Raw genomic sequence first — 24,198 nt, forward strand, 5'->3', positions numbered from 1 at the left:
GGTCGCCGGGGCGGGTCAGCTGTTGCACAGCGCATCCTCCACGATCCAGCGGCAGAGCGCCGGGAAGTCCATGCCCGCGTGCGCCGCCTGCTCGGGCGCGAGCGAGGTGGGCGTCATGCCCGGCTGGGTGTTCGTTTCCAGCAGCACGAGCCCGGCGAGCCCGCGCGAGTCGTCCCAGCGGAAGTCGGTGCGGCTGAGGCCCCGGCACCCCAGCGCCCTGTGGGCACGGACGGCGTAGTCGAGGCAGGCGGCGGCGATGTCGTCCGGGATCGCGGCCGGGATGACGTGGCGCGACCCGCCGGCGCGATACTTGGCGTCATAGTCGTACCAGCCCTCGGTGACGATCTCGGTCACGCCGAGCGCGCGGTCGCCCAGCACGGCGGTCGTCAGCTCGCGGCCCGGCGCGTAGGTTTCGACCATCACCTGCTCGGGCATGTCCCCGGACAGCTGCGGCGGCCCGTTGTTTTCCTCGCGTACGATGTAGACGCCGACCGACGAGCCCTCGTCGTTCGGCTTCACGACGTAGGGCGCGGGCATGACGTGGCGCGCGCGGACCTCGGCTGCGGTGGCAAGGCGGCTTTCCACCACCGGCAGGCCCGCGTCGCGGAACACCTGCTTGGCGCGGGTCTTGTCCATCGCGAGGGCCGAGGCGAGGACGCCCGAATGGGTGTAGCGCACGCCCAGCCAGTCCATCAGCCCCTGGACGCGGCCATCCTCACCCATCTTGCCGTGCAGCGCGTTGAAGACCACGTCGGCGCGTGCGTCGGCCAGTCGCGCGGGCAGGGTCGCGCCCTGATCCGCGCCGAGAATGATCTCGACGACCTCATATCCCGCCACCCGCAGCGCCTGCGCGCATTCGCGCCCCGACGACAGCGACACCTCGCGCTCGGCCGAGGGTCCGCCCATCAGAACTGCTACGGTGTGGGCTGTCCTGCTCGACTCGCCCGCCACGTCTTCGCCTCGTTCACCCCCGGTTGATCCGGGTTCCGCACCGGGGGCGTCATGCCCCCTGTCGCTTGCGCCGTTTTCGACGCTTGTGGCCGGATGATAGCCGCAAAGAAGGCCAGCGCGAAAGGGTGTTTATCGCGCCCCTCGCGAATAGCGCCCTGCCCCGACGCGGCCGGAAATCCGCCGATCGCCTGCCCCGCCCGGCTTTAACCTGCACGTCACGGTTGACCCGTAGGATCAAGGTTGCAACGCTGGGACGACGCGACCGGCGATCGGATGACGGGAAGGGAGCAGGCGACATGACAGCAACCGCGCTTCGCGCATATGCCGACACGGCACCTTCCGGCGCCCCGCGCGCGACCGCGCCGGCCCTTGGCCGTGGCGGTCAGGCAGCGCCCCGGGGCGCGCTGCACCTCGCGGCGCTCGCAGGACCGCTGCAAGGGGCGGCGAGGACCCTTGACCCGCACGGCTGCGGGCCGATCACTGCCGCCGATCTCGGCAAGCTGTTTCCCGACGCGCCCCTGCGGCGGCTGGATGGGCTTGCGGCCGAACTGACCGCGCGGCAGCTTACCGGCAAGATCGACACCCCGGCCCGGCGCGCGCATTTCTTCGGCCAGGTCCGGCAGGAGGTCGGCAGCGACGGCCGCCTGGACGAGAACCTGAACTACTCGCCCGCCGGGCTCAAGGCGCTGTTTTCCTATTTCGCGAAGCACCCGGCCGAGGCGGAGCTTTACGGCCGCACGGACAAGCACCCCGCCAATCCCGAGGCGATCGCGAACCGCGCCTATGCCAACCGCAACGGCAACGGCGACGTGGCAAGCGGCGACGGCTGGCTGTTCCGCGGCCGGGGGCTGAAGCAGCTGACGGGCCGCGCGAACTATCGCGCCTTCACCCAGACGCACGCCCGCCTGTTCGGCGAGCGGATCGACTTTGAAAAACACCCCGAAAAGCTGTCCGAACCGCCCTACGCAGTCCGCTCGGCGCTGGCATTCTGGCTGGACAACGGCCTGCCCGCCAAGGCCGACGCAGGCATCACCCGCGCCGCCGCCAACAGCATCACGGCGGTCGTGAATTTCCACACCGACAGCTATGCCGCCCGCTGGGGCCACGTCCAGCGGATCGCGCGGGACGGGTTGTTCGGGGGCGAATGCGCGGCGCCCAGAGTGGCCGGGAAATGAGGCGCGGGACGAACGCCGCCGGGCTTGCCGCGGCGCTGGTTCTGGCGCTCGCGGGAAGCGGCGCGATGGCCCAGACCGGTTCCGACATACTCGAGCAGTTGCTGAGCAACGGCACCGGCGGCACGGCGGTTCTGAGCCAGGACCTGACGGTCATGGTCGAGCCGGACGGGTCTGACCACTTCGTCCTGACGGCAACGCCTCCCGGCGGCACGCCCGTCGCGCACCGGATGGAGAGCGAGGGCGGCATCACGCCCGAGATCGAAGGCTGGGAGCGACGGCAATATTGCGGCACCGGGGTCGTGCTGGTGACGCTGAGCTTCGAGCCTCCGCCGCAGGCTGATTTCCACGATCCGCTGCTGCGGACCGCCGCGCTTCGGCGGGCCGACATGGCGCTGCTGGATACCGTGGACGGCGGAATCGGCGACATCGCGCCGGGCGCAGGCGACGGGCAGGCCGGAAAGCCGGCTTCCGCGCACTACGCCGTCGAATGCGAAGGCACCGCGCCGCGGTTTACCGAGGCCCGTCCCGCCGGCTAGTTCGGGAACGGTCGGGTCCGAACCGGCGTCCGCCCATCTGTGGCCGTGCGCCCCGTGACCCCCTCAGCGCGGCAGGGGATCGCCTACCCGGATCACTTCCCACGTCAGCTTGTGCCCCGACCTCTCGCGCACCCGCGCGCGGACCAGCTCGCCCAAGCCCTCGAGGTCGGCCGCTGTCGCGGTCCCGGTGTTGATGAGGAAGTTCGGATGCTTTTCGCTCATCTGCGCGCCGCCCAGGGTGTGGCCGCGCAGGCCCGCGTCGTCGATCAGCTTCCACGCCTTCAGGTCGTGGGTGTCGTCGGCCCGCCCGGTCGAGCTGTAGCCGGCCGGGTTGCGGAAGGTCGATCCGGCGGTGCGGTCCTTCGTCGGCTGGGTCGCGTCGCGGCGGGCGAGCTGGTCGTCCATGCGCGCCTGAAGTTCGGCCGGATCGCCGGCGGGGCCGCTGAAGGTCGCGCATGTCAGCACCCAGCCCTCGGGCAGCGAGGTCGAGCGGTAGGCAAAGTCGAGATCGCCGGGCGTCAGCGTCAGCACCGCGCCGTCGCGGGCCACGACCTGCACCTCGCACAGCGCGTCGGCGACATAGGTTCCGTAGCAGCCCGCGTTCATCCGCACCGCGCCGCCGACGCTGCCGGGGATGGTCCGCAGGAACGTCAGGTCCACCCCCGCCTCGGCCGCGCGGCGGGCGACATGGGCGCCAAGCGCCCCCGCCCCCGCCGTCACCCGGTCGCCGTCCACCGAGATCGCGTTGAAACCGCGCCCCAGCCGGACCACGACGCCGCGGATGCCGCCGTCGCGCACGATCAGGTTCGACCCCACCCCCATCGGGAACACCTCGACGCGCGGGTCGAGGGCGCGCAGGAACAGGGCCAGGTCCTCGATGTCGGCGGGCTGGAACAGCCAGTCGGCCGGGCCGCCCACGCGCAGCCACGTCAAATCGGCAAGCGGGCGCCCCGGGGTCAGGGTGCCGCGAACGGTGGGCAGGTCGGTCATGCGGATGTCTCCTTCGCGCCGCAGGCCGTAGTCGAGGTGGCGGGCGCTTGCAACCGGCCCGAAGGGACAGGCCGCCGCGCGGCGCGGGCGGCCCGGGCGGAAGCGGCGGCAGGCTTAACGGGTCAAGTGTCGTTGAGCCGTTGCAGCGGCCGGGCAAGGATCGCGCCGCCCGCGACGAAGCCCGCAAGCCCCGCGATTGGCCCCCAGGCCAGCGTCAGCCAGCCCAGCATCGGCACCCCCGCCACCACCAGCGCCCACAGCGCCCGCCCGCGCCGGTCGCCGCGCAGCCGCGCCGCCGTGACCGCCGCGATCACCCACATGAGGGCCGCCAGCGCGCACAGCTCGGGGTGCGGGCCGATCATGCCGCCTTGACCTGCAGGCGCTCGGGCAGCGCGTTGGCCCAGGCCGAGATCGTGCCCGCGCCAAGGCAGACGACCATGTCGCCCGGCCGCGCCTGCTCGCGCACGAGGCGCGCGAGCTCGGATTCGTCCAGAAGCGCGCGGGCGTGGCGGTGGCCGTGGGCGATCAGCCCCTGCACGAGGTCGTCGCGGCTGGCGCCGGGGATCGGCTCCTCGCCCGCCGAATAGACATCGGCGATGGCGACCACGTCGGCCTCGTTGAAGCAGGTGCAGAAGTCGTCGAAGAGGTTCGCGAGCCGCGAATACCGGTGCGGCTGGTGAACGGCGATGACGCGGCCCTTTGTGGCCTGCCGGGCCGCCTTGAGGACGGCGGCGATTTCCACCGGATGGTGGCCGTAATCGTCGATGATCGTCACGCCGTCGATTTCCGCCACCTTGGTGAACCGCCGCCCGACCCCGCCGAACTTGGCGAGGGCCGCGCGAATCTCATCCTTCTTCATTCCCAGGTGCCGCGCAACAGCGACGGCGGACAGAGCGTTGGAAACGTTGTGGTCGCCCGGCATCGGCAGGGTGCAGCCCTCGATCAGCGGGACGACACCGTCGTCGCCGCGTTCCGCCTGCAAGGCCACGTCGAAGCGCGAGGTTCCGGCCTCGTAGCGCAGGTTCACCGCGCGCACGTCGGCCTGGGCGTTGAAGCCGAAGGTCACCACCCGGCGGTCGGTCAGCTTGCCGACCAGCGCCTGCACCTCGGCGTCGTCGGTGCAGCAGACGGCGAGGCCGTAGAACGGGATGCCCGACGCGAAGTCCAGGAACCCCTGCCGCAGCCGGTCGAAGCTGCCCCAGTGGTCCATGTGCTCGGGGTCGATGTTGGTGACGATGGCGATGGTCGCGGGCAGGCGGTTGAAGCTGCCGTCGGATTCGTCGGCCTCGACCACCATCCACTCGCCCGCGCCCGCCCGCGCGTTCGACCCATAGGCGTGGATGACGCCGCCGTTGATGACGGTCGGGTCGAACCCGCCCGCGTCCAGCAGCGTGGCCACCATCGTCGTCGTGGTGGTCTTGCCGTGGGTCCCGGCGATGGCGATGTTGGATTTCAGGCGCATCAGCTCGGCCAGCATCTCGGCCCGGCGAACGACGGGCAGGCCGCGCAGGCGCGCCTCTTCCAGTTCCGGGTTGCCCTTCTTGATCGCGGTCGAGATGACGACCACGCCCGCGTCGCCGATGTTTTCCGCCCGCTGCCCCTCGAACACGCGCGCGCCCAGGCTTTCCAGCCGGTCGGTGATCTTGGACCGCCTGGCGTCCGACCCCTGCACGTCGTAGCCCAGCGTCATCAGCACCTCGGCGATCCCCGACATGCCGATGCCGCCGATCCCGACGAAGTGGATGGGGCCCAGTTCCCCGGGAAGCTTGGTGGCTGCGTTCATGAGCTGATTTCCGTGACGAGGTCGTACAGGCGGGCCGCCGCATCGGGGCGGCCCATCGACAGTGCGGCAGACGCCATCGCGCTTGCACGGGCGGCGTCGGTGAGAATCGCGTTGAGGTCGCGCGTCAGGCTGGAAATGTCCAGCACCGATTCGGGCAACACCACGGCGGCGTCGGATTCGGCCAGCGCGCGCGCGTTCGCGGACTGGTGGTCGCCGGTCGCCGCCGCGAAGGGGATCAGGATCGCCGGGCGGCCGATCACGGTGATCTCGGCCAGGGACGATGCGCCCGCGCGGCTGACGATCACGTGGCAGCGGGCCATGCGTTCGGGCACGTCGGAAAAGAACGGCTGCACCTCGGCCACGACGCCCGCGGCGGCATAGGCGGCGGCGACGGCGGCCACGTCCTCGGCCCGCGCCTGGTGGCTGACCTGCAGGCGGGCGCGGATGTCGCGGGGCAGTTCGGCGACGGCGGCGGGAACGGTCTGTGACAGGACGCGCGCGCCCTGGCTGCCGCCGATCACCAGCAGCCGCAGCGGCCCGCCGTCGGGGGCCGCGTAGGGCGCGGCCGCGCGGTCAAGGATCGCCTGCCGCACCGGGTTGCCGACATGGACCGCGTCCACGCCGTCCGGCAGCACGGTGGGCCAGGTCCCGCAGGCGACCTTGTCCACGCGGGCGGCGAACAGGCGGTTCACCCGCCCCATCACGCCGTTCTGTTCGTGGATCATGCGCGGGATCCGCAGCGTCAGCGCCGCGCCCATCGCGGGAATGGTGGGATAGCCGCCGAAGCCCACGACGATCGCGGGCCGGTCGTGGCGCAGGTCCGACAGCGCTCGGGTGACGCCCGCGCCGATCCTGAACGGCGCGGCCAGCTTGCCCGCGACCCCGCCCCGCGCGGTGGTGGCGGACGGCACGATCTCGCGCGCGACCTCGGCCGGGAAGCCGCCCGCGTAGCGCGCGCCGCGATCGTCGGTGGACAGCTTGACGCGCCAGCCCCCGGCCAGCAGCCGCTCGGCCAGCGCCTGGGCGGGGAACATGTGCCCGCCGGTGCCGCCCGCGGCGATCAGCGCGAGCCTTCCGCGCCCGTGCGCCGGCTGCCCGCTCACCGCCCGGACCGCCCCAGCACGTCGGCGATGTTGCCCTGCGGCCGGGTCCGGGTCAGCGCCAGCAGCATCCCCACCGCGATGGCCGAGGCGACGATGGACGAGCCGCCGTAGCTCACGAACGGCAGCGTCATCCCCTTGGCGGGCAGCAGCCGCACCGCGACCCCCATGTTGATGAGCGCCTGCACCCCGAACGCGCAGGCAAGCCCGGTGCCCGCGATCCGCACGAAGGGATCGCGCTCCCCCGTCAGCCGCACCAGCGAGCGCCCCACGACGGTCGCGTAAAGAAGGATGATCGCCAGGACCATGATGAAGCCGTATTCCTCGGCCGCGACCGCGATGATGAAGTCGGTATGCGCGTCGGGAAGCGACCACTTGACCGACCCCTCGCCCACGCCCACGCCGAAGAAGCCGCCTTCCTGGATCGCGTTGGTGGCATAGCCGATCTGGGTGCGCGGATCGATGTCGGGCGACAGGAAGCCGTCGATCCGGCGCGCGAAGTGTTCGGAATTGGCATAGGCGAAGGTGCCGCCCGCCACCGCCACGCCCGCGGCGCCCAGCAGATAGACCAGCGGCGCGCCCGCCACGAAATACATCACGCCCCACGAAAACAGCACCAGCGACGCCTGCCCGAAGTCCGGCTGCAGCGCCAGCAGCACCACGACCACCATCGTGGCGCCTGCCGCCAGCGTCTTGCCGGGCGGGCCGCCGACCTCCTGGCTTGCGGCCATGAACCAGCCCACCAGCGCCACGAAGCCGGGCTTCAGGAACTCGGACGGCTGGATCGAGGTGAAGCCGAGGCTCAGCCAGCGCGTCGCGCCCTTGCCGAAGTCGGTGCCGATCACCGGCAGCGCCAGCACGGTCAGGAACGAGACGGCGAAGATCACGACCCCCAGCCTGCGGACCTGGCGCGGCGACATCATGGAGATCACCAACATCACGACCAGCGCGACGCCGCCGAAGATCCCCTGCCGGTTGACATAGTAGAACCGAGGCAGCCCGTTCTTTTCGGCCAGCGGCACGGACGCGGCAAGGCCGAGCAGGATGCCGATCGCGAACAGCCCGACCACGCAGGCCAGCGTCCACTTGTCGAGCGTGCGCCACCAGCGCGGAAGGATAGGGTCGCCCGAACGCACACGCGTCGAGCCGAAGACCATCTCGGTCATGGGATCACCGCCGTCACTGCCTCTGCCACGTTCCCGCGCACGGGACTGCCCGGTTTGGTCCGGGTCTGCGGGGCAGGATAACGTGGATGGGGCGGCGGTGCTACAAGCGATTGCGCCGTTCCGGGACAGTTGATCGGACCGCCTGGCCCAGCCCCCTGACCGCCCCGTCCTGCCGGCATCAGCCCCCGGCGTCGCGGTCGCCCGGGAACCGGAGCGGGGCCAGCAGTTCGATCACCTCGCCCGCCGTGCCGTCGATGATCGCGTTCTCGACCCGAACCGGCGGCTGCCCGAGGTCAAGCCGTTCCGGCCCGAACCGCAGGCTGCCGCCAGCCGCCGTCGCCGCTTCGATGGCGGCGGTCACGTCGCGCACCTGCAGGCACAGATGGACCAGCGCGCCGGTGGCGACCGGGCCATCCAGCGCCGGATCGCCCTGCATCGGAACCCGGGCGCGGTCGTCGAAGATCTCGATCCAGCTGGCGGCGTCGGGCGACTGGATCATCACCGCGCGCCTGAGGTCGATCTGCGGCAGCGACCAGCCGTGGACGCGGGTGTAGCCGAGCGCCTCGTAGAAGGCGACCGTGCGGTCCACGTCCGGCGTGCGAAGGGCGATGTGGTGTAGCCCGGAAACTGGGGTATTCATGTGTCGGCTCCTGTTCATGGGGAAAGGATGGTCCACGTCGTGTCCGTGACCAAGGCTGACAATGTTGACACCCCGCCCGCCCGCGCGGACGCAGGTGCAGGGGGGCCGGGTGCTGGGGGGCCGGGTGCTGTGGGGGCGGCCGACCGTCCGACGATCCACGCCGCCAATCGCGAGGCGCTGGCCGCGTGGTGCGACCTGTCGCGGGCGGTGGAATCGTTCCGCGCGCGGTGGAAGCCGTCGATCCTGATGGCGTTGACCGACGGCCCGCGCCCGATGTCCGACCTGCGGGCGGCTCTGACCGCCCCGGCCAAGCGGGTGCTGGTGCGCGCCCTGCGCGAGCTCGAGGCGGACCGCCTGGTCGAACGGCGCGGGCCGGAGGCGCGACCGCTTTATGCGCTGACGGCGGACGGAGCGGCGCTGGCCCGGCTTCTGTCCGACCTCGCATCGTGGGAGGGTGGTCGCGCGCCCTGAGCATGCAGGGCCGACCGGCTTGACGCCGCCCCGATCAGGACCCGGTGTGCGGCGCGGCGACCGGGCGGTGGCAGACCGCTTCCAGGTTGATCCCTTCGGGGTCGTGGACGAACGCTCCGTAGTAATCGGGGTGATAGGGGCGCAGGCCCGGCGCGCCGTTGTCGCGCGCCCCGGCGGCAAGCGCGGCGCGGTGGAAGGCATCCACCTGCGCGCGGGTCTCGGCCGCGAAGGCGACGTGGGTGTGGCCGCCGACGGGCTGTGCGTCCACCAGCCACAGGACGGGGCGATCTTTCGTCCGTCCGAACCCGATCATCCGCGTGCGGGACTGGGCGTCCTCGGCACGCGGCCGGAACTGCACGACCAGCCCCAGCGGCGCCAGCGCCGCCTCGTAGATCGGCAGGGCCCGGTCGAGGTCGGACACGCCGATGTTGAGGTGGTCGATGACGATGGACGTGAAGTCGGCCATGTGGGAACAATTTCGTTTGGCCCCGCGATCATCGCACGAATGGTTCCATGATGGAACTATCTTTTCACCAGATCGCGGATCGCCGCCGTCACCTCGTCCAGCAGCGCGACCGACCGGTCCACCGCCGCCGGGTCGTGCGCCGCCAGAACACGGTCCAGCGCGGCCGCATAGGGGATGAAGAACGTGGCCGTCGCCTCGCCCACGCGGGCGGCGCCTTTCAGGATCACCGCGCGGCCGTCGTCGGGGTGCGGCACCCGCTCGACATATCCCTGCGCCACGAGCCGGCCGACCAGCGCCGTGGTGGCCGGGCGCGATCGCCCGATCCGGCGGGCAAGCGCGGCGGGCGTCAGCGGCGCACCCCCGTCCTCGGCGAACAGGATCTCGCTCAGCGCCGTCGCGTCGATCGGATGAAGCGTCAGATGCTCGGCGAAGGACCGCATCAGGTCGGCGTGGACCGCCCCGTACCGGCGCAGGCTCTCGACAAGGACCGCCTGTTGGCGGCGGGGATCGGGATGCAGGTCCGGGGGCACCATGCCGGGCGGATCGGCGGGCGCGCCGCTCACCCCTGCAACGCCGCCACCAGCGCCGCGAAATGCTCGCCGCGCTTTTCGAAGTTCGGATACTGGTCGAAGCTGGCGGACGCAGGCGCCAGCAGCACCGTGTCGCCAGGCTCGGCCTCGGCCGCGGCGCGGGCGACGGCCGCGTCCATCGTCTCCACCACCTCGTGCGGCGTTCCCGACAACTGCAACGCAAAGTCGCGGGCCGAATGGCCGATGAGATAGGCCTTCTTCACCCGGGAAAACAGCGGCGACAGCGCGGCGATCCCGCCCTCCTTGCCCATCCCGCCCGCGATCCAGCGGATGTTGTCGAACGCCAGCAGCGCCTTTTCGGCGGCGTCGGCGTTGGTGGCCTTGCTGTCGTTGACGAAAGCCACGCCGCCGATCTCGGCCACCGTCTGGCTGCGATGCGGCAGACCCGCGAAGCTGGCGAACGCGGCCTCGATCTCGCGCGGGGCGATGCCCACCGCGCGGGCGGCGGCATAGGCGGCGCAGGCATTCTGGTGGTTATGCGCGCCGGGCAGGCCGCGCACCCCCCGCAGGTCGATCGAGGTGACCTGCCGCCCCTTGCGGTATTCGGACAGGAAGCCCTTTAGCGCGAACACCGACCAGCCGAAACGCTCGAGCTTCTCGTCCACGGAAATGCGGATCACCCGGTCATCCTGCGGCGACTGCGCCATCTGGCCCGCAAGGTAGCGCCCCTCGGCCTCGTCCACGCCGATCACGCAGCGATCCGGCCCGCCCTCGGAAAAAAGCCGCCGCTTGGCCGCGAAATAGCCGCCCATTCCGCCGTGCCGGTCCAGATGGTCGGGCGAAAGGTTGGTGAACACCGCGACGTCCGGGGTCAGCGCGCGGGCCAGGTCGGTCTGGTAGCTCGACAGTTCCAGCACCACCACCTCGCCGTCCTGCGGCGGATCGAGCGACAGGACCCCGGTGCCGATGTTGCCCCCCATCTGCGACGGCCGCCCGGCTTGCGTCAGGATGTGATGGATCAGCGCGGTGGTGGTGGACTTGCCGTTCGACCCGGTGACGCAGATCACGCGCGGGGGCGTGTCGAACGCGTCCCACCCCTCGCTCGCGAAGCTGCGGAAGAACAGGCCGATGTCGTTGTCCACCGGCACGCCGCGCGCATACGCCTGCGCGATCGCGGGGTGCGGCGCGGGATAGAGATGCGGGATTCCGGGCGAGGTGACGAGCGCGTCGATCGCCCGCTCCCACCCCCGGTCGCGGGTCAGATCGACGAGCGCCAGCCCCTCGCCCTCGGCCGCGGCGCGGGTGTCGGCGCTGTCATCCCAGGCAACGACGTCCGCCCCGCCGGCGGCGAGCGCAGCGGCGGTGGCCCGCCCGGAGCGGCCGAGGCCAAGGACGGCGATGGTCTGACCGGTGACGCCTTGGACGGGGATCATGAGTGCAATGTCGCTACTACGACCATCACCACTAGCGAAAGCGTCATCATGGCGGCAATGACAGCCGTCGGCCAATTGAGCTTCACAACGTCAGCCAAGGTGGAGATGGCATCGAAAAGGGACACTAAGGCCGCCGCGACCAAGCAACCGATGGTCAGAGGATAAGTCCCGGACCACGCAAACGGCACACGAGCGACGATAACAGCTACTACAACAACGATCGCCGCGCAACTTAGCGCCCGATAAACGTAATCAGCAAATGCTCGAAAAGCTGGTCGATCATGCAATCTCATCGCATCACCTCAACTTCAGCGTGCTCAACCCGATCAGCGCCAGGATCAGCGCGATGATCCAGAAGCGGATCACGATTTGCGGCTCGGCCCAGCCCTTCTTTTCGAAGTGGTGGTGAATCGGGGCCATCAGGAACACCCGCTTTCCGGTGCGCTTGAAGTAGAAGACCTGGATCATGACGCTCAGCGCCTCGACCACGAACAGGCCGCCGACGATGGCCAGCACGACCTCGTGCTTGACGCAGATCGCGATTGCCCCCAGCGCGCCGCCGAGCGCGAGCGAGCCGGTGTCGCCCATGAACACCGCCGCGGGCGGCGCGTTGTACCACAGAAATCCCAGCCCCCCGCCGATCAGCGCCGAGACGAACACCAGAAGCTCCCCCGTGCCCGGCACGAAGTGGACGCCGAGGTAGTCGGCAAAGACCTTGTTGCCGACCAGATAGGCGATGACGCCGAAGGTGCCGGCCGCGATCATCACCGGCCCGATCGCCAGCCCGTCCAGCCCGTCGGTCAGGTTCACTGCGTTGGCCGCGCCCACGATCACGAGCATCGCGAAGGGGATGAAGAACAGCCCCATGTCGATGAGCGCCCGCTTGAAGAACGGCAGCGCCAGCTGGCCCGACAGCTCGGGCGGGTTGACCCACATCACCGCCAGCGCGGCCAGCACCCCCACGCCGATGCCCAGCAGCATCCGCACCCGGCCCGAGACGCCGGCGTGGGTGTATTTCTTGACCTTGGCGTAGTCGTCCGCGAACCCGATCGCGGCGAAGGCCATCGTCACCAGCAGCACGATCCAGACATAGGCGTTGTCGAGCCGCGCCCACAGCAGCGTCGAGATGCCGAGCGACGACAGGATCAGGATCCCGCCCATCGTGGGGGTGCCGCCCTTGTGGACGTGGTCGGGACCGATCTCGCGCAGGGGCTGGCCCTTTTTCTGCTTCAGGCGCAGCCAGTTGATGAGCGGGCGGCCGAAGATGAAGCCGAACACGAGGGCGGTGAAGAACGCGGCGCCCGCGCGAAAGGTGATATAGCGGAAAAGGTTGAACAGGCCGCCGCTGCCATCGGGCGACAGGTTGGTGAGCCAGTAAAGCATGGATTAACCTTTCGGTGCGGGCGACCTTGGTGTGGTCGCTCTCGTTTCGGCCGGGGTCGCGGTGGCGGGCGGTGCGGCGGGGGGCGGTGCGGAATGGTCGCCCTTGTGGGCGTCGAGCGGCGGCGTCTGGCGGGTTTCGCGGATCGCGTCAACCACGCGGGCGACGCGCGACCCCTTGGAGCCCTTGACGAACACCACGTCCCCCGCGCGCACGAGGTCGGCCGCGCGCGCGCACAGATCGTCGGCGCTGTCGGACCAGATGCCGCGTTTCGCTTGCGGCAGCGCGTCCATCAGGTGGCGCATGCGCGGTCCGCAGGCATGGACCAGCGCCACGTCCCGCAGCGCGGGATACGCTGCGATCTCGGCGTGCAGGCGGTTCTCGTCGGGGCCGAGTTCCAGCATGTCGCCCAGGATCGCGACCTTGCGGGCACCGTCCAGCCGGGCCAGCGTCTCCAGCCCCGCCGCGAGGCTGGTGGGATTGGCGTTGTAGCTGTCGTCAAGGATGGTGATGCCGCCGATCCGTTCCACCCCGCCGCGGCCCTTGTAGGGCTGCCAGCGGGCAAGGTCGGCCGCGGCGCGCTTCAGGTCGGCGCCAAGCGCCGCGATGGCGGCGAGGACGCCCACGGCGTTCATCACGAAATGCGCGCCCGCGCTCGCCAGCGTGAAATCGACCGTCTCTCCCAGTATGCGGGCGCGGACCTGCGTCCGTCCGTCCGCCGTCACCTCGGACTTCAAGGGCTTCGCCGCGCCGTCGCGGCCGAAGCCCACGACGATGGCCGCCGCCGCGTCGGCCGCGTCGCGCAGGATCGGGGTCACGTCCAGGTCCTCGGGCAGGATCGCGTGGCCGGCGGGGGCGAGGCCGTCCATGATCGACCCCTTCTCGCGGGCGATCCCGTCAAGGCTGCCGAACGCCTCCATATGCGCGGGGGCGACGGTGGTGATCATCGCGACGTGGGGCCGGGCCATGCGCGACAGGGGCGCGATCTCGCCGGGGTGGTTCATGCCCAGTTCGAGGATCGCGAAGTCGGTGTCCTGCGGCATCCGCGCCAGCGTCAGCGGCACGCCCCAGTGGTTGTTGAGGCTGGCTTCGGCCGCGTGGACGCGGCCCTGGTCCGCAAGCGCGGCGGCGGCCATGTCCTTGGTCGAGGTCTTGCCGACGCTGCCGGTGATCGCCAGCACCCGCGCAGCCGTGCGCGCCCGGCCGGCGCGACCCAGGGCTTCCAGCGCGGGCAGCACGTCCGGGACGATCAGCAGCGGCGCGTCATCGCCCACGCCGTCCGGCACCCGGCTGACCAGCGCGGCGGCCGCGCCCTTGTCCAGCGCCTGCGCCACGAAGTCGTGGCCGTCGCGGACGTCGGTCAGCGCGACGAACAGGTCGCCGGGGCGGATCGTGCGGGTGTCGATGGAAATGCCGGTGGCGGCCCAGTCGGCGCTGGCGCGCCCGCCGGTGGCCGTGGCGGCGTCGGTCGATGTCCACAGCGTCATATGCGGCCGTCCAGCGCGGCCACCGCGACCGAGGCCTGTTCGGCGTCGTCAAAGGGGAACACGTCGCTGCCGACGATCTGCCCCGTCTCGTGCCCCTTGCCCGCGATCAGCAGCGCGTCGCCGGGTTGCAGCGCATCGACCGCACGCAGGATCGCCTCGGCCCGGTCGGCGACCTCGATCGCCTCGGGGCCGGCGCCCGCCATGACCTCGGCCCGGATCGCGGCCGGATCCTCGGTCCGGGGGTTGTCGTCGGTGATATAGACCACGTCGGCAAAGTCGCGCGCGGCCTCGCCCATCAGCGGGCGCTTGCCGCGGTCGCGGTCGCCGCCCGCGCCCAGCACGATGACGATCCGCCCCATGACGTGCGGGCGCAGCGACTGCAGCGCGGCCACCACCGCGCCGGGCTTGTGGGCATAGTCCACGAACACCGCCGCGCCGTTCTCGCGCATCGCCGCAAGCTCCATCCGGCCGCGCACGGTGGTCAGGCCCGGCAGGGTCGCAAGCACCCGGTCGGGCGCGTCGCCCGAGGCGATGCAGAGGCCCGCCGCCGCCAGCACGTTTTCCGCCTGAAAGCCGCCGATCAGGTTCAGGCGCACCAGATGCGTGCGCCCGTCCAGCGAAAAGCGCAGGTCCTGGCCCGTCGCGTCGTAGCGCTGGCCGAGGATGCGCAGGTCGCAGGCGTCGCCGTGGCCTACGGCCGTCAGGCGCAGGTCGCCGTCCACCGCGATTTCGGCCATCTGCTGGCCGCGATCGCCGTCGATGTTGATGACGGCCGAGTCGCCCGGCTGCAGGATGCGGTCGAACAGCAGCGCCTTGGCGGCAAAGTAGTCGTCGAAATCCGCGTGGTAGTCCAGGTGGTCCTGGCTGAAGTTCGTGAACGCCCCGGCGCGCACCCGCACCCCGTCCAGCCGCCGCTGGTCAAGGCCGTGGGACGACGCCTCCATCGCCGCGTGGGTGACGCCGGCCGCAGCCGCCTCGGCCAGCACGCGGTGCAGCGTCACCGGCTCGGGCGTGGTGTGGGCGAGCTTCGCGGCATAGTCGCCCTGCACGCCCATGGTGCCAAGGCTGATCGCCTTGTGGCCGAGCGCCTGCCAGATCTGGCGGGTAAAGGTCGCGACCGAGGTCTTGCCCGACGTGCCCGTGACCGCGACGACCGTTTCGGGCTGGGCCGCGAACCACAGCGCGGCGGCGCCGGCAAGCGCGGCGCGCGGATCCTCGGCCACCACAACGGCCGCGTCCGACGCCGCAAGCGCGTCGGCGGCGATCTGCGCGCCGCGGCGGTCGGTCAGGATCGCGCCCGCGCCCTGGCGCAGCGCATAGGTGATGAACTCCCCCCCGTGGGCGGTCGATCCGGGCAGCGCGGCGAACAGATGGCCGTCGCGCACCGAGCGGCTGTCGACCGACAGGCCGGTGATGGTCGGGTCGCGCCCGTCCCTTGCCCGCAATCCCAGCCGGGACAGAAGCTTGCCGTCACCCGTCGCCGTCACCCGTCACCTCGCCCTTGTTCGCGCGCCGGTCCCTTCGCGGGACCGTCGCATCTTCAGTTCGTCACGAGCTTTAGATCAGCCGGGGTCCGGTTTTCAATGACGGGCAGGTCCGCGTCGGCGGCGGGCCGCAGGCCCACGATGGGCGCAAGGCGGCGCACCATCTCGGCCGCGACCGGGGCGGCCGTCAGGCCGGCGGTCCGCGCGGTTCCCCCGCCCGCGTTGGTGACCGAGGGTTCGTCCAGCGTCACGACCAGCACGTATTTCGGGGATTCGACCGGGAACATCGCGGCAAAGTTCGAGATCACCTTGCTTTCGTAATAGCCGCCGCCGGGGCGGGGCTTGTCGGCGGTCCCGGTCTTGCCGGCCACGTCATAGCCTTCGACCTCGGCCGCGCGCGCGGTGCCGCGGGTGACGACGCCGCGCAGCATCATGCGCGCGGTCTGCGCCGCCTGCGCCGACAGGATCTGTTCGCCCTGCGGATGGTCGCGGCGATGGACCAGCGTCGGGCGCACCCGGTGCCCATCATTGGCGATGGTGGCGTAGGCCGAGGCGAGGTGCAGCGGGCTCGCCGCAAGGCCGTGGCCGAACGCGACCGTCGCCGCCGTGACGGCGGGCCAGCGCTGCGGGACCAGCGGCTTGCCGGTCGGCGCCTCGGTCATCTCGATCTGCGTCGCCTCGAAGAGGCCGAGGTCCTTGAGGAACTTCTGCTGCCGCTCGGGGCCCAGCATCTGCGCGATCCGCACCGTGCCGACGTTCGACGACTTGGCCAGGATGTCGGCGACCGACAGGCTGCCGCCGTAGTTGTGGAAGTCGTGGATAAGGTACTTGCCGATCTTCATCGGCGAGCTGGCGTTGATCATCGTGTTGGGGTTGATGAGCTTTTCGTCCAGCGCCTGCGCGACCGGGAACAGCTTGAAGGTCGATCCCAGCTCGTACTGCCCCTGCACCGCGCGGTTGAAAAGCGGGCTGTCGGACGGATCGCCCTTGAGCGCCGGGCGCGGGCGGTCGTTCGGGTCGAAGTCGGGCAGGCTCGCCATCGCCAGCACCTCGCCGGTCGAAACCTCCATCAGCACGCCGGCGGCGCCCTTGGCGCTCATCACCTTCATGCCGTTGGACAGCACCTCCTCCATCGCGGCCTGCGCGGTCAGGTCGATCGACAGCGTCAGGGGCGCGCCCGCGTTCGCGGGATCGCGCAGCCAGTTGTCGAAGGCCTTTTCCACGCCCGCCATGCCCAGCACCTCGGCGCTGCTCACGCCCTCGGCGCCAAAGGTCGAACCGCCAAGGATGTGGCTCGCCAGCTGGCCGTTCGGATAAAGCCGCATCTCGCGCGGGCCGAACAGAAGGCCGGGCTCGCCAATGTCGTGGACGGCCTGCATCTGCTCGGGCGAGAGCTTCTTCTTGATCCAGACGAAGGTGCGCTTGCCGGTGAAGTCCTTGGTCAGCTGCTTTTCGTCGAGGTCGGGAAAGATCGCCGCCAGCTCGGTCGCCGCGCGGCGCGGATCGACCATCTGGTGGGGGTGGGCGTACAGCGCGTGGGTGGACAGGTTCGTGGCCAGCACCCGCCCCCGCCGGTCCACGATGTCGGCGCGCTGCGAGATGATGCGCGCGCCGGTCGCCTGCGCCCGCGGCTCGGTGGGGTCTGACGACGCGAGCGCGCCCATCCGCATGCCGACCGCGCCGAACGCGGCGGTAAAAGCGAATGCCATCAGCCACAGCCGGAACGACGCCCGCTTGCGCGACTTGTCCTGGATCTCGGCATGGCGGCGGGCGCGGTTTTCCGCCTCGATGTCGTCGGGGTTCTCGCCCGCCTCGCGGGCGCGGAGGATGCGGGCCAGCGGGCGCAGGGGGGTGCGGATCACGGCTGAGTCTCCCTTTCGGCGGGGCGGGATGCGGGGCGGGCGATGGGTGCGGCGGCGGCGGGTGCTGCGGCGCCGGGCTGCGTTCCGGGGGGTGTCCCGGTCGGCGTCCCGGGTTGGGGGTCGGTGAAGGCGTCGGGCGCGGGCGGGCCCTGGAACTCGCGGATCTTCGGGTAATCGACGTGGTCCACGTCCACGAACTGGCCCGACTGCACCGGCACCAGCTGCAACCGCTCGAAGTTCAGGTCCACCAGGTCGCGCAGCCGCTCGGGCCGGTTCAGATAGGCCCATTCGGCGCGCAGGACGCCCAGCTGCTCGCGCAGGCCCCCGATCTCGTTCTGGATCCCGTTCATCTCGTCGATGGCGGCCTGGGTGCGGTAATTCTCGCGGTAGGCCCAGAAGGCGAGACCCATCACCGCCGCGACGGTCATCACATACAGAAGCGCGCGCATCAGCCGCCCCCCGGCAGTTGCGGCAGGCCCAGCGTGCGGTCGTCGGCCTCGCCCGCCGGTGCGTCCGTCCGCACGGCGACGCGCAGATAGGCCGAGCGGGCGCGGGGGTTCGCGGCAAGCTCGTCCTCGTCCGCGCCGATCGCGCGGCGGAAGGGCAGCGTGAAGGCGGGCGCGTCCTGCGGCGCCTCGGGCGCGTAGCGGCTGCCGCCGCCCGCCGCATTGGCGCGGCCCTGCATGAAGCGCTTGACGATCCGGTCCTCGAGCGAATGGAAGCTGACGACAGCCAGCCTGCCCCCCGGCACCAGCGCGCGTTCGGCGGCGGCAAGGCCCGCGACAAGCTGACCGAACTCGTCGTTGACCCAGATGCGGATCGCCTGGAAGGCGCGGGTGGCGGGGTGGCTTTGTCCCGGTTTCGGGCGCGGCAGGCAGGACTGGACCACGTCGGCCAGCTGGGCGGTGCGGGTCAGCGGGCGTGCCTTGACGATCGCGCGGGCGATCCGGCGGGCCGCGCGTTCCTCGCCATAGTGATACAGCACGTCGGCGATGCGGCCTTCGTCCGACGTGTTCAGCAGGTCCGCCGCGGAGGGCCCGTCGCCGCCCATCCGCATGTCCAGCGGACCGTCGCGCAGGAAGGAAAAGCCGCGCTCGGCCTGGTCAAGCTGCATGGAGCTGACGCCGAGATCCAGCACCACGCCGTCCACCGGCCCGCCCGCGAGGGTGTCGAGGTCGGAAAACGTGCCTTCTACCAGCCGCAGCCGGTCGCCGTGATCGTCCGCCCAGGCCTGCGCCATGCGGAACACCGACGGATCGCGGTCGATGCCGATCACCCGGTCCGCGCCCGCGTCCAGCAGGCCGCGCGCATAGCCGCCCGCGCCAAAGGTGCCGTCGATCCAGGTGCCGCGCACGGGTGCCACGGCCGCGAGCAACGGACCGAGCAGCACCGGCACATGGGGTGCCGCGACCGGCATCAGTCGTCGGCCCTCGATTCGATCCGGCGCACGGGGGCGATTGGCGGCAGAAGCGAACGGGGGTCGAAGCCTTCGCCAAGCTCGGCCACCAGCGCCTCGACCTCGTCGCCCTCGGCCTCGTCATAGGTTTCGGGGCGCCAGACCTTGAGATAGTCGCCCGCGGCCACGAAGAACGCGCGCTCGTCCAGCCCGATCTTTTCGCGCAGCTTCTGCGGCAGGACGAGCCGCCCGTCGGGGTCGATCTCGGCTTCCTCGGCGGCGCCGTGCATGATGGATTCGAGCAGTCGCCGTTCCGGGCTGCCGCGCTGCATCTGGTCGATCTGGGCGTCGATTTCCTCGATCGCTTCCAGCGTGTACAATTCGAGATGGCGCCAGTCGGTGCGGCCGTAGACAATGACGAGTTGCGGGCGCTTGCCGGTTTCCCAGTCGGGATCGCAGCTTTCGAACACGCGGCGGAACTTGGCCGGGATCGAGACGCGCCCCTTGGCGTCGACCTTGACCTCTTCCGAGCCTCTGAACCTGCGCGCCAAGCCCGCGTCCTTCCACTGTCCGCCCGCCTGGCCACCCGTACCGGGCCACCAAACGGGAAAGGGCGGATCGGGCCGCTGCCACTGCCCGATCCGCCGCCCTCGTTCCCATTCCTGGGCCCCGAAGTTTCGGGGATCGCCCGGCTCGTCGCGCCACCTGGGGAAGATGCTGCTCGCACGCGACCGGGTCGTTTTTCGGAAGAACGGCTGCCTGTATGAAGCCTGCCTATGGCGTGGGGTCTTGGGTGCCCCTTGATCCGCCTTCCGTGAGTAAAGGGATGCCATGGGATTTCATGGGAAGCAACGGAATTGTTGAGAGTGAAAACGGGTGACAGGCGGTGCGGTTGTTAGAACCGATCAAGAACATAGCTGATGCGCTGCGGAAGAGATGGAACCTGTAGAGACTGAGGATATCGCCAGCACCATATGTGGTGCGTGGGCGAGCTGTGGCAGATCGGTGCCACCAATTCCCAAAGTTGCAGAAATCCGCCGAGGCGTTCCGCCGACTCACGGGAAAGCGGTCGGGCGATGGACAGAATAGCGGCCGTCCTCACGCCCATTCACGGGGGGTTGATTCGCAGGATGGCTGCCTGTTCCCGCCTTTTCCCAGCCTTTGAGTCACAACGGGCGGCCCACCAGGACCGCCCGCCACATCAGCCACCAGAAAAGAACCGTTCAGCCCATGCCGCCCGCGACCAGCCGGCGGGCAAGGCGGATATAGGCGTCGGCGACCGGCCCCTGTCCGGCCGCGACCGGGCGTCCCTCGTCCCCGCCCAGCCGCACCGACAGGTCCAGCGGGATCTCGCCCAGGAACGGCAGGCCGCGCGCCTGCGCCTCGGCCGCGACGCCGCCGTGGCCGAACAGATGTTCCTCGTGGCCGCAATTGCGGCAGACATGGACGGACATGTTCTCGACCAGCCCCAGCACCGGGGTCCGCAGCTTGTCGAACATGTCGATCGCGCGCCGCGCGTCGATCATCGCCACGTCCTGGGGCGTGGAGACGATGATCGCGCCCGTGACCTGCGCCTTCTGGCACAGGCTCAGCTGCACGTCGCCGGTGCCGGGCGGCAGGTCCACCAGCAAGACGTCCAGATCTCCCCAGTCCACCTGGTTCAGCATCTGCTGCAGCGCGCCCATCAGCATCGGCCCGCGCCAGACCAGCGCCTCGCCTTCCTTCATCATCAACCCGATCGACATCATCACCAGACCATGCGCGCGCACCGGCTGGATGCGGTCGCCCTCGCTCGTCGGGCGCTGGGTCACGCCCAGCATGCGCGGCTGGCTGGGGCCGTAGATGTCGGCGTCCAGCACGCCCACGCGCCGCCCCTCGCGCGCCAGCGCGACGGCGAGGTTGGTGGTGAGGGTGGATTTGCCGACCCCGCCCTTGCCCGACCCGATGGCGACGATCCGGTCCACGCCGGGGATGGCGAGCGGACCCGCCTGCGGCGTTGGGTGGCGGCCGATCTTGAGGTTCGGCGCGGCGCCGGGTGCTGACGGCGAAGCGCCGCTTTGGGCCGCGACGGGCGATGCGCGTCCGGCGGGCGCGGTTGTCACGATCTGGACCGAGCTGACGCCGGGAAGCGCCTTGAGAAGCGCCTCGGCCTGTGCGCGCGCCGGTTCCAGCGCGCGGGCGAACTGCGCGTCCGGCGCCTCGATCACGAATCGGACCGCGCCGTCGGTCACCTGCAAGGCGCGAACCAGATCGGCGGAGATCAGGGTCTTGCCGCCCGGAACCGAAATCGTCGCAAGAACGTCACGAACACGGTCGTCGATGGTCATGGGGCGGGCTCCGGTCCTGGCAGGGTTGCATTGCAGCATCGCAGGCGGGGAACGTGGCGTAAAGCGCGCGAGCGCAGCGACGGACGTTGCGTCATTTGCATGACTGACGCGCCGGAGAGACCTTGAACATTCGCTGTGTGCGAGCAGTTGCCGTTATGACGCTGCCATTTGCGGGGCAGCGAGCGGATCCGTTCCATGCAACAGACGCATGGCTCATAGACCTTTTCCGCCATTGTGCAGCTGCAGCATTTGGCCCATGTTCGGGACAAGACGAACGCCACGGTGCCGCGTCTGGCACACGAAGCGAACGGGCCCCGCAAGGGCAGCACGGATCCTGACCCCTTCCTCCTCCCTGGGGATCAGGCTTGGGCGGCACCCCTCCTCCCCTCCCCTGGGGTGCCGCCAACCAGTTACGCGACGATCCGATCCTCCTCCCCGGATCGACGCGGATCAGGCGGCGGCCCACTCCTCCTCCCTGGGGCCGCCGCCTACCTTTCCGCCCCCCGGGGCGGCGAAGGTCACGACGGAACACGGCGGCCCCTCCTCCTCCCCGGGGTCGTTCGTCAGCGGTGCCGGCCACTCCTCCCCGGTCTGCATCGCACCTCATACGCGGCCCTCCTCCTCCCCCGGGCCAGCGTTGTGCGGCGGCGCCTCCTCCCCTCCCCCCTTGGCGCCGCCGCGTCCTTTCGCCCCGCTTCCGCACGGCATCCGCGCGCGCTATGGGTCGGGGATGTTGTCCTACCAGCACAGTTTTCACGCCGGAAACGCGGCCGACGTCCACAAGCATGCGCTGCTGGCGGTGGCGCTGGCGCGGCTGGCGGGCAAGGACAAGCCCTTCACCTACGCCGAAACCCACGCCGGGCGCGGCCTTTACGACCTGACCGCGCCCGAGGCGGCGCGCACCGGCGAGGCGCGCGCGGGCATCGTCCGGGCGCTGGACCGGGGCTGGTTTCCCTACGACCATCCGCTCCGCGCCGCGCTGGCGGCGACGCGGACGCGCCACGGACCCGACACCTATCCCGGATCGCCGCTGATCGCGCGCCACTTCCTGCGGCCCGGCGACGTGGCGCATCTGGCCGAACTGCACCCGCAGGAACACGCGGCGCTGGCCGACGTGGCGGGGTTCGCGCATCTGCACCGTCAGGACGGCTTCGAGATGGCGAACGCGATCCTGCCGCCCACGCCGCGCCGGGGCATGCTGCTGATCGACCCCAGCTACGAGGTCAAGGCCGACTACGACCGCATTCCGGGCATCGTCGGCAGGCTGGCGCGCAAGTGGAACGTGGGGGTGATCGCCGTCTGGTATCCGATCCTCGGCGACGACCGGCAGGCGGCGATGGCGCGTGAGCTGACAGAAACGGCGGGCGCCGGGGCGCTGGCGTCCGAGGTGCGGTTTCCGCCCGCGCGGGCGGGGCACGGCATGGCCGGCTCGGGGATGTTCGTGATCAACCCGCCCTTCGGCCTTGCCGACGAGGCGGCGCGGCTGGCCCGCCTGTTCGCGGCCTGACGCTCAGGCGACCGTCAGCGCCACGCCCGCGTCCCGCAGCACCCGCGCGATCCCGGCCGCATGGTCCCCCAGGGAACGTTCCGCGGCGTCAAAGTCGCGCCACGTCACGGCGTCGGGCCGCGCGTCGCGCAGGCAGTCGGCCAAGGCGTCGAGGTTGCGCCCATAGAACGCGGGCAGCCCCAGCACGCGGGACAGCTCGTCATGCGCGGCGTCGCGTGAAATCATGCGCGCGCCGTCAGGCACCGCGCCCCTCATGCGTCGGGGCGATAAACCAGCGTGCCCGCCTGCCCGCCGCCGCCGTCCCCGGGGTGTACGCGGCCGTTCATCACCGGCACCTCGGCGAAGTCGAACGGGCTCACCCCGTCCAGGCAGGCGACGTTGACCCCGTACTGGCTGGGGTTCGAGCGGCGCTGGTGGTGGGTGTAGATGCCGCAGACCTTGCAGAAGTGGTGGACCGCCGTGCCGGTGTTGAAGCGGTATTCGCCCAAGGCGTCCTGCCCCGACAGGATCTCGATCCCGTCCAGCGGCGCGCTGACCGCGACGGCCCCGCGCATCCGGCAGAACGAACAGTCGCAGCGCCGGGCGGTGCGCAGCCCGTCCGACAGCCGCACCCGCATTCGCACGGCGCCGCAGTGGCAGGCGGCGTCCACCTCGGTCATGTCGGGGTCGGGGCCGGTGGGAAAGACCTGTGGCTCGCTCATGCTGTGGCTCCGGTCCGGGGCGCGATCTCGATCGGGTTCAGCACCTCGGGCTCGATCACCTCGACGCCGGGCAGCGCGACGCGCAGGGGGGCCGCGTCCGTCGCCAGCACGGCGAAGCTGCGGTAGTGGCTGGGGATCACGGTCTTGAAGTCGAAATACCGTCTGGCGGCATAGCCCGCGCGCGCCATGTCCATGGTGTAGTGCCCGCCCGCGCACAGGATGCCGATGTCGGGTTTGTGCAGGTCGCCCATCCAGTCCATGTCGGCCATGATGTCGGTGTCGCCGCTGAAATAGACGACGTGCCCCTCGCCCGCGATCATGTAGCCCGACTCGTGACCGGCATAGATGGGCTGGCCGCCCCGCCCTTCCATCGCCGAGGAATGGCTGGCCGCGACCATCGTCACCTTCGCGCCGTTCAGGTCCACGGTCCCGCCCTTGTTGAAGCCGGTGCCGTCCAGCCCCTCGCTTTCGGACCAGAAGGTGACGAGGTCCGCGATCCCCACCACCGGCACCCCCAGCCGCTTGGCAAGCGCCGGGACGCCCGAGGTGTGGTCGCCGTGCCCGTGGGTGATCAGGATGTGGGTCGTGCCCGCGACCGCCTCGTCGCGCCGGTCCTCGGGAAAGGACGGGTTCGCATCCAGCGCGGGGTCCACCAGGATCACCGCCTTTTCGATCTCGATCCGCCAGCTGCCGTGGCCAAGCCAGGTCAGTTTCATCGTCCGGTCCTTTTCGGGGCGCGGCGGGCGTTCACGGTCGCGGGTCCGCGCGGCTTGCAGGGTCTCGCCCCGGACGGTAAACGCGGGCCAAGCGAA

The 24,198-nt window shown here is 70.7% G+C and carries 24 protein-coding genes and 1 pseudogene; 4 read left to right on the forward strand and 21 right to left on the reverse strand.

Annotated features, from left to right (window positions below; translation table 11 throughout):
- Positions 1-15 precede the first annotated feature (15 nt).
- Complete coding sequence (locus FNF32_RS01675; protein ID WP_131673876.1) at positions 16-951, reverse strand: D-alanine--D-alanine ligase; 936 nt, start codon at positions 949-951, stop codon at positions 16-18.
- A gap of 296 nt (positions 952-1,247) precedes the next feature.
- Between FNF32_RS01675 and FNF32_RS01680 the strand changes: the two genes are divergently transcribed.
- Positions 1,248-2,126, forward strand: coding sequence for a glycoside hydrolase family 19 protein (locus tag FNF32_RS01680; protein WP_131673877.1), 879 nt, complete (start codon positions 1,248-1,250; stop codon positions 2,124-2,126).
- Positions 2,123-2,662, forward strand: a complete 540-nt coding sequence (locus tag FNF32_RS01685; protein ID WP_131673878.1) for a hypothetical protein — start codon at positions 2,123-2,125, stop codon at positions 2,660-2,662. The genes FNF32_RS01680 and FNF32_RS01685 overlap by 4 nt, the downstream gene beginning before the upstream one ends.
- A 63-nt stretch (positions 2,663-2,725) precedes the next feature.
- Here the strand turns inward: FNF32_RS01685 and murB are convergent, their stop codons facing one another.
- From murB to FNF32_RS01715, 6 genes are all read right to left on the reverse strand, one after another.
- Positions 2,726-3,652, reverse strand: coding sequence for a UDP-N-acetylmuramate dehydrogenase (murB, locus tag FNF32_RS01690; protein ID WP_131673879.1), 927 nt, complete (start codon positions 3,650-3,652; stop codon positions 2,726-2,728).
- A 122-nt stretch (positions 3,653-3,774) separates the two neighbouring features.
- Positions 3,775-4,014, reverse strand: coding sequence for a DUF2484 family protein (locus FNF32_RS01695; RefSeq protein ID WP_131673880.1), 240 nt, complete (start codon positions 4,012-4,014; stop codon positions 3,775-3,777).
- Positions 4,011-5,435, reverse strand: a complete 1,425-nt coding sequence (gene murC / locus FNF32_RS01700) for a UDP-N-acetylmuramate--L-alanine ligase (protein ID WP_131673881.1) — start codon at positions 5,433-5,435, stop codon at positions 4,011-4,013. Before murC ends, FNF32_RS01695 begins: the two co-directional genes overlap by 4 nt.
- On the reverse strand, positions 5,432-6,538 hold the full coding sequence (locus FNF32_RS01705) for a UDP-N-acetylglucosamine--N-acetylmuramyl-(pentapeptide) pyrophosphoryl-undecaprenol N-acetylglucosamine transferase (protein WP_281285633.1): 1,107 nt from the start codon (positions 6,536-6,538) through the stop codon (positions 5,432-5,434). Before FNF32_RS01705 ends, murC begins: the two co-directional genes overlap by 4 nt.
- The gene (ftsW, locus tag FNF32_RS01710; RefSeq protein ID WP_131673882.1) at positions 6,535-7,701 is read right to left on the reverse strand and encodes a putative lipid II flippase FtsW; all 1,167 of its coding nucleotides are present in this window, start codon (positions 7,699-7,701) and stop codon (positions 6,535-6,537) included. The genes FNF32_RS01705 and ftsW overlap by 4 nt, the downstream gene beginning before the upstream one ends.
- A 178-nt stretch (positions 7,702-7,879) precedes the next feature.
- Positions 7,880-8,341: a VOC family protein gene (locus tag FNF32_RS01715; RefSeq protein WP_131673883.1), complete on the reverse strand. Its 462-nt coding sequence runs from the start codon at positions 8,339-8,341 to the stop codon at positions 7,880-7,882.
- A gap of 39 nt (positions 8,342-8,380) precedes the next feature.
- Here FNF32_RS01715 and FNF32_RS01720 point away from each other — a divergent pair, with 39 nt between their 5' ends.
- Positions 8,381-8,812, forward strand: a complete 432-nt coding sequence (locus FNF32_RS01720; RefSeq protein ID WP_185961817.1) for a winged helix-turn-helix transcriptional regulator — start codon at positions 8,381-8,383, stop codon at positions 8,810-8,812.
- A gap of 34 nt (positions 8,813-8,846) precedes the next feature.
- Here the strand turns inward: FNF32_RS01720 and FNF32_RS01725 are convergent, their stop codons facing one another.
- The 11 genes and pseudogenes from FNF32_RS01725 to FNF32_RS01775 form a co-directional block, all read right to left on the reverse strand.
- Complete coding sequence (locus FNF32_RS01725; protein WP_143796450.1) at positions 8,847-9,278, reverse strand: VOC family protein; 432 nt, start codon at positions 9,276-9,278, stop codon at positions 8,847-8,849.
- Positions 9,279-9,334: 56 nt separating this feature from the next.
- Positions 9,335-9,841 carry a MarR family winged helix-turn-helix transcriptional regulator gene (locus FNF32_RS01730; RefSeq protein WP_131673886.1) on the reverse strand — a complete coding sequence of 169 codons (507 nt, stop codon included), beginning with the start codon at positions 9,839-9,841 and terminating at the stop codon, positions 9,335-9,337.
- The gene (gene murD, locus FNF32_RS01735) at positions 9,838-11,241 is read right to left on the reverse strand and encodes a UDP-N-acetylmuramoyl-L-alanine--D-glutamate ligase (RefSeq protein WP_131673887.1); all 1,404 of its coding nucleotides are present in this window, start codon (positions 11,239-11,241) and stop codon (positions 9,838-9,840) included. The genes FNF32_RS01730 and murD overlap by 4 nt, the downstream gene beginning before the upstream one ends.
- 297 nt (positions 11,242-11,538) lie before the next feature.
- Complete coding sequence (gene mraY / locus FNF32_RS01740; protein WP_131673888.1) at positions 11,539-12,624, reverse strand: phospho-N-acetylmuramoyl-pentapeptide-transferase; 1,086 nt, start codon at positions 12,622-12,624, stop codon at positions 11,539-11,541.
- Between the two features lie 3 nt (positions 12,625-12,627).
- Positions 12,628-14,109 carry a UDP-N-acetylmuramoyl-tripeptide--D-alanyl-D-alanine ligase gene (locus tag FNF32_RS01745; protein ID WP_131673889.1) on the reverse strand — a complete coding sequence of 494 codons (1,482 nt, stop codon included), beginning with the start codon at positions 14,107-14,109 and terminating at the stop codon, positions 12,628-12,630.
- Positions 14,106-15,596 carry a UDP-N-acetylmuramoyl-L-alanyl-D-glutamate--2,6-diaminopimelate ligase gene (locus FNF32_RS01750; RefSeq protein ID WP_185961818.1) on the reverse strand — a complete coding sequence of 497 codons (1,491 nt, stop codon included), beginning with the start codon at positions 15,594-15,596 and terminating at the stop codon, positions 14,106-14,108. Before FNF32_RS01750 ends, FNF32_RS01745 begins: the two co-directional genes overlap by 4 nt.
- A gap of 53 nt (positions 15,597-15,649) precedes the next feature.
- A complete protein-coding gene (locus FNF32_RS01755; protein ID WP_131673890.1) occupies positions 15,650-17,455 on the reverse strand; it encodes a peptidoglycan D,D-transpeptidase FtsI family protein in 1,806 nt (601 codons plus the stop codon).
- A gap of 95 nt (positions 17,456-17,550) precedes the next feature.
- A pseudogene (ftsL, locus tag FNF32_RS15790) lies at positions 17,551-17,904 on the reverse strand (cell division protein FtsL); the annotation flags it as partial.
- Positions 17,904-18,872 (reverse strand): 16S rRNA (cytosine(1402)-N(4))-methyltransferase RsmH, encoded by a 969-nt coding sequence (gene rsmH, locus FNF32_RS01765; RefSeq protein ID WP_131673891.1) that lies wholly within the window; start codon positions 18,870-18,872, stop codon positions 17,904-17,906. The pseudogene ftsL and the gene rsmH, both read right to left, overlap by 1 nt.
- A complete protein-coding gene (gene mraZ / locus FNF32_RS01770) occupies positions 18,872-19,402 on the reverse strand; it encodes a division/cell wall cluster transcriptional repressor MraZ (RefSeq protein WP_185961819.1) in 531 nt (176 codons plus the stop codon). The genes rsmH and mraZ overlap by 1 nt, the downstream gene beginning before the upstream one ends.
- Positions 19,403-20,074: 672 nt before the next feature.
- On the reverse strand, positions 20,075-21,178 hold the full coding sequence (locus tag FNF32_RS01775) for an Mrp/NBP35 family ATP-binding protein (RefSeq protein ID WP_131673893.1): 1,104 nt from the start codon (positions 21,176-21,178) through the stop codon (positions 20,075-20,077).
- A gap of 730 nt (positions 21,179-21,908) precedes the next feature.
- On the opposite strand from FNF32_RS01775, the gene rlmJ reads away from it, so the two are divergent.
- Positions 21,909-22,685: a 23S rRNA (adenine(2030)-N(6))-methyltransferase RlmJ gene (rlmJ, locus tag FNF32_RS01780; protein ID WP_131673894.1), complete on the forward strand. Its 777-nt coding sequence runs from the start codon at positions 21,909-21,911 to the stop codon at positions 22,683-22,685.
- 3 nt (positions 22,686-22,688) lie between these two features.
- Here rlmJ and FNF32_RS01785 read toward each other — a convergent pair whose 3' ends face one another.
- The 3 genes from FNF32_RS01785 to FNF32_RS01795 are packed head-to-tail and all read right to left on the reverse strand — an operon-like array spanning position 22,689 to position 24,102.
- Positions 22,689-22,910: a barstar family protein gene (locus tag FNF32_RS01785; RefSeq protein WP_185961820.1), complete on the reverse strand. Its 222-nt coding sequence runs from the start codon at positions 22,908-22,910 to the stop codon at positions 22,689-22,691.
- Between the two features lie 26 nt (positions 22,911-22,936).
- Positions 22,937-23,386 (reverse strand): GFA family protein, encoded by a 450-nt coding sequence (locus tag FNF32_RS01790; protein ID WP_425467869.1) that lies wholly within the window; start codon positions 23,384-23,386, stop codon positions 22,937-22,939.
- Positions 23,383-24,102 (reverse strand): metal-dependent hydrolase, encoded by a 720-nt coding sequence (locus FNF32_RS01795; protein WP_131673896.1) that lies wholly within the window; start codon positions 24,100-24,102, stop codon positions 23,383-23,385. Before FNF32_RS01795 ends, FNF32_RS01790 begins: the two co-directional genes overlap by 4 nt.
- Positions 24,103-24,198 lie beyond the last annotated feature (96 nt).

This window comes from Paracoccus marinus, from assembly GCF_007018965.1.
In the GTDB taxonomy this organism is placed as follows: Bacteria; Pseudomonadota; Alphaproteobacteria; order Rhodobacterales; family Rhodobacteraceae; genus Paracoccus; species Paracoccus marinus.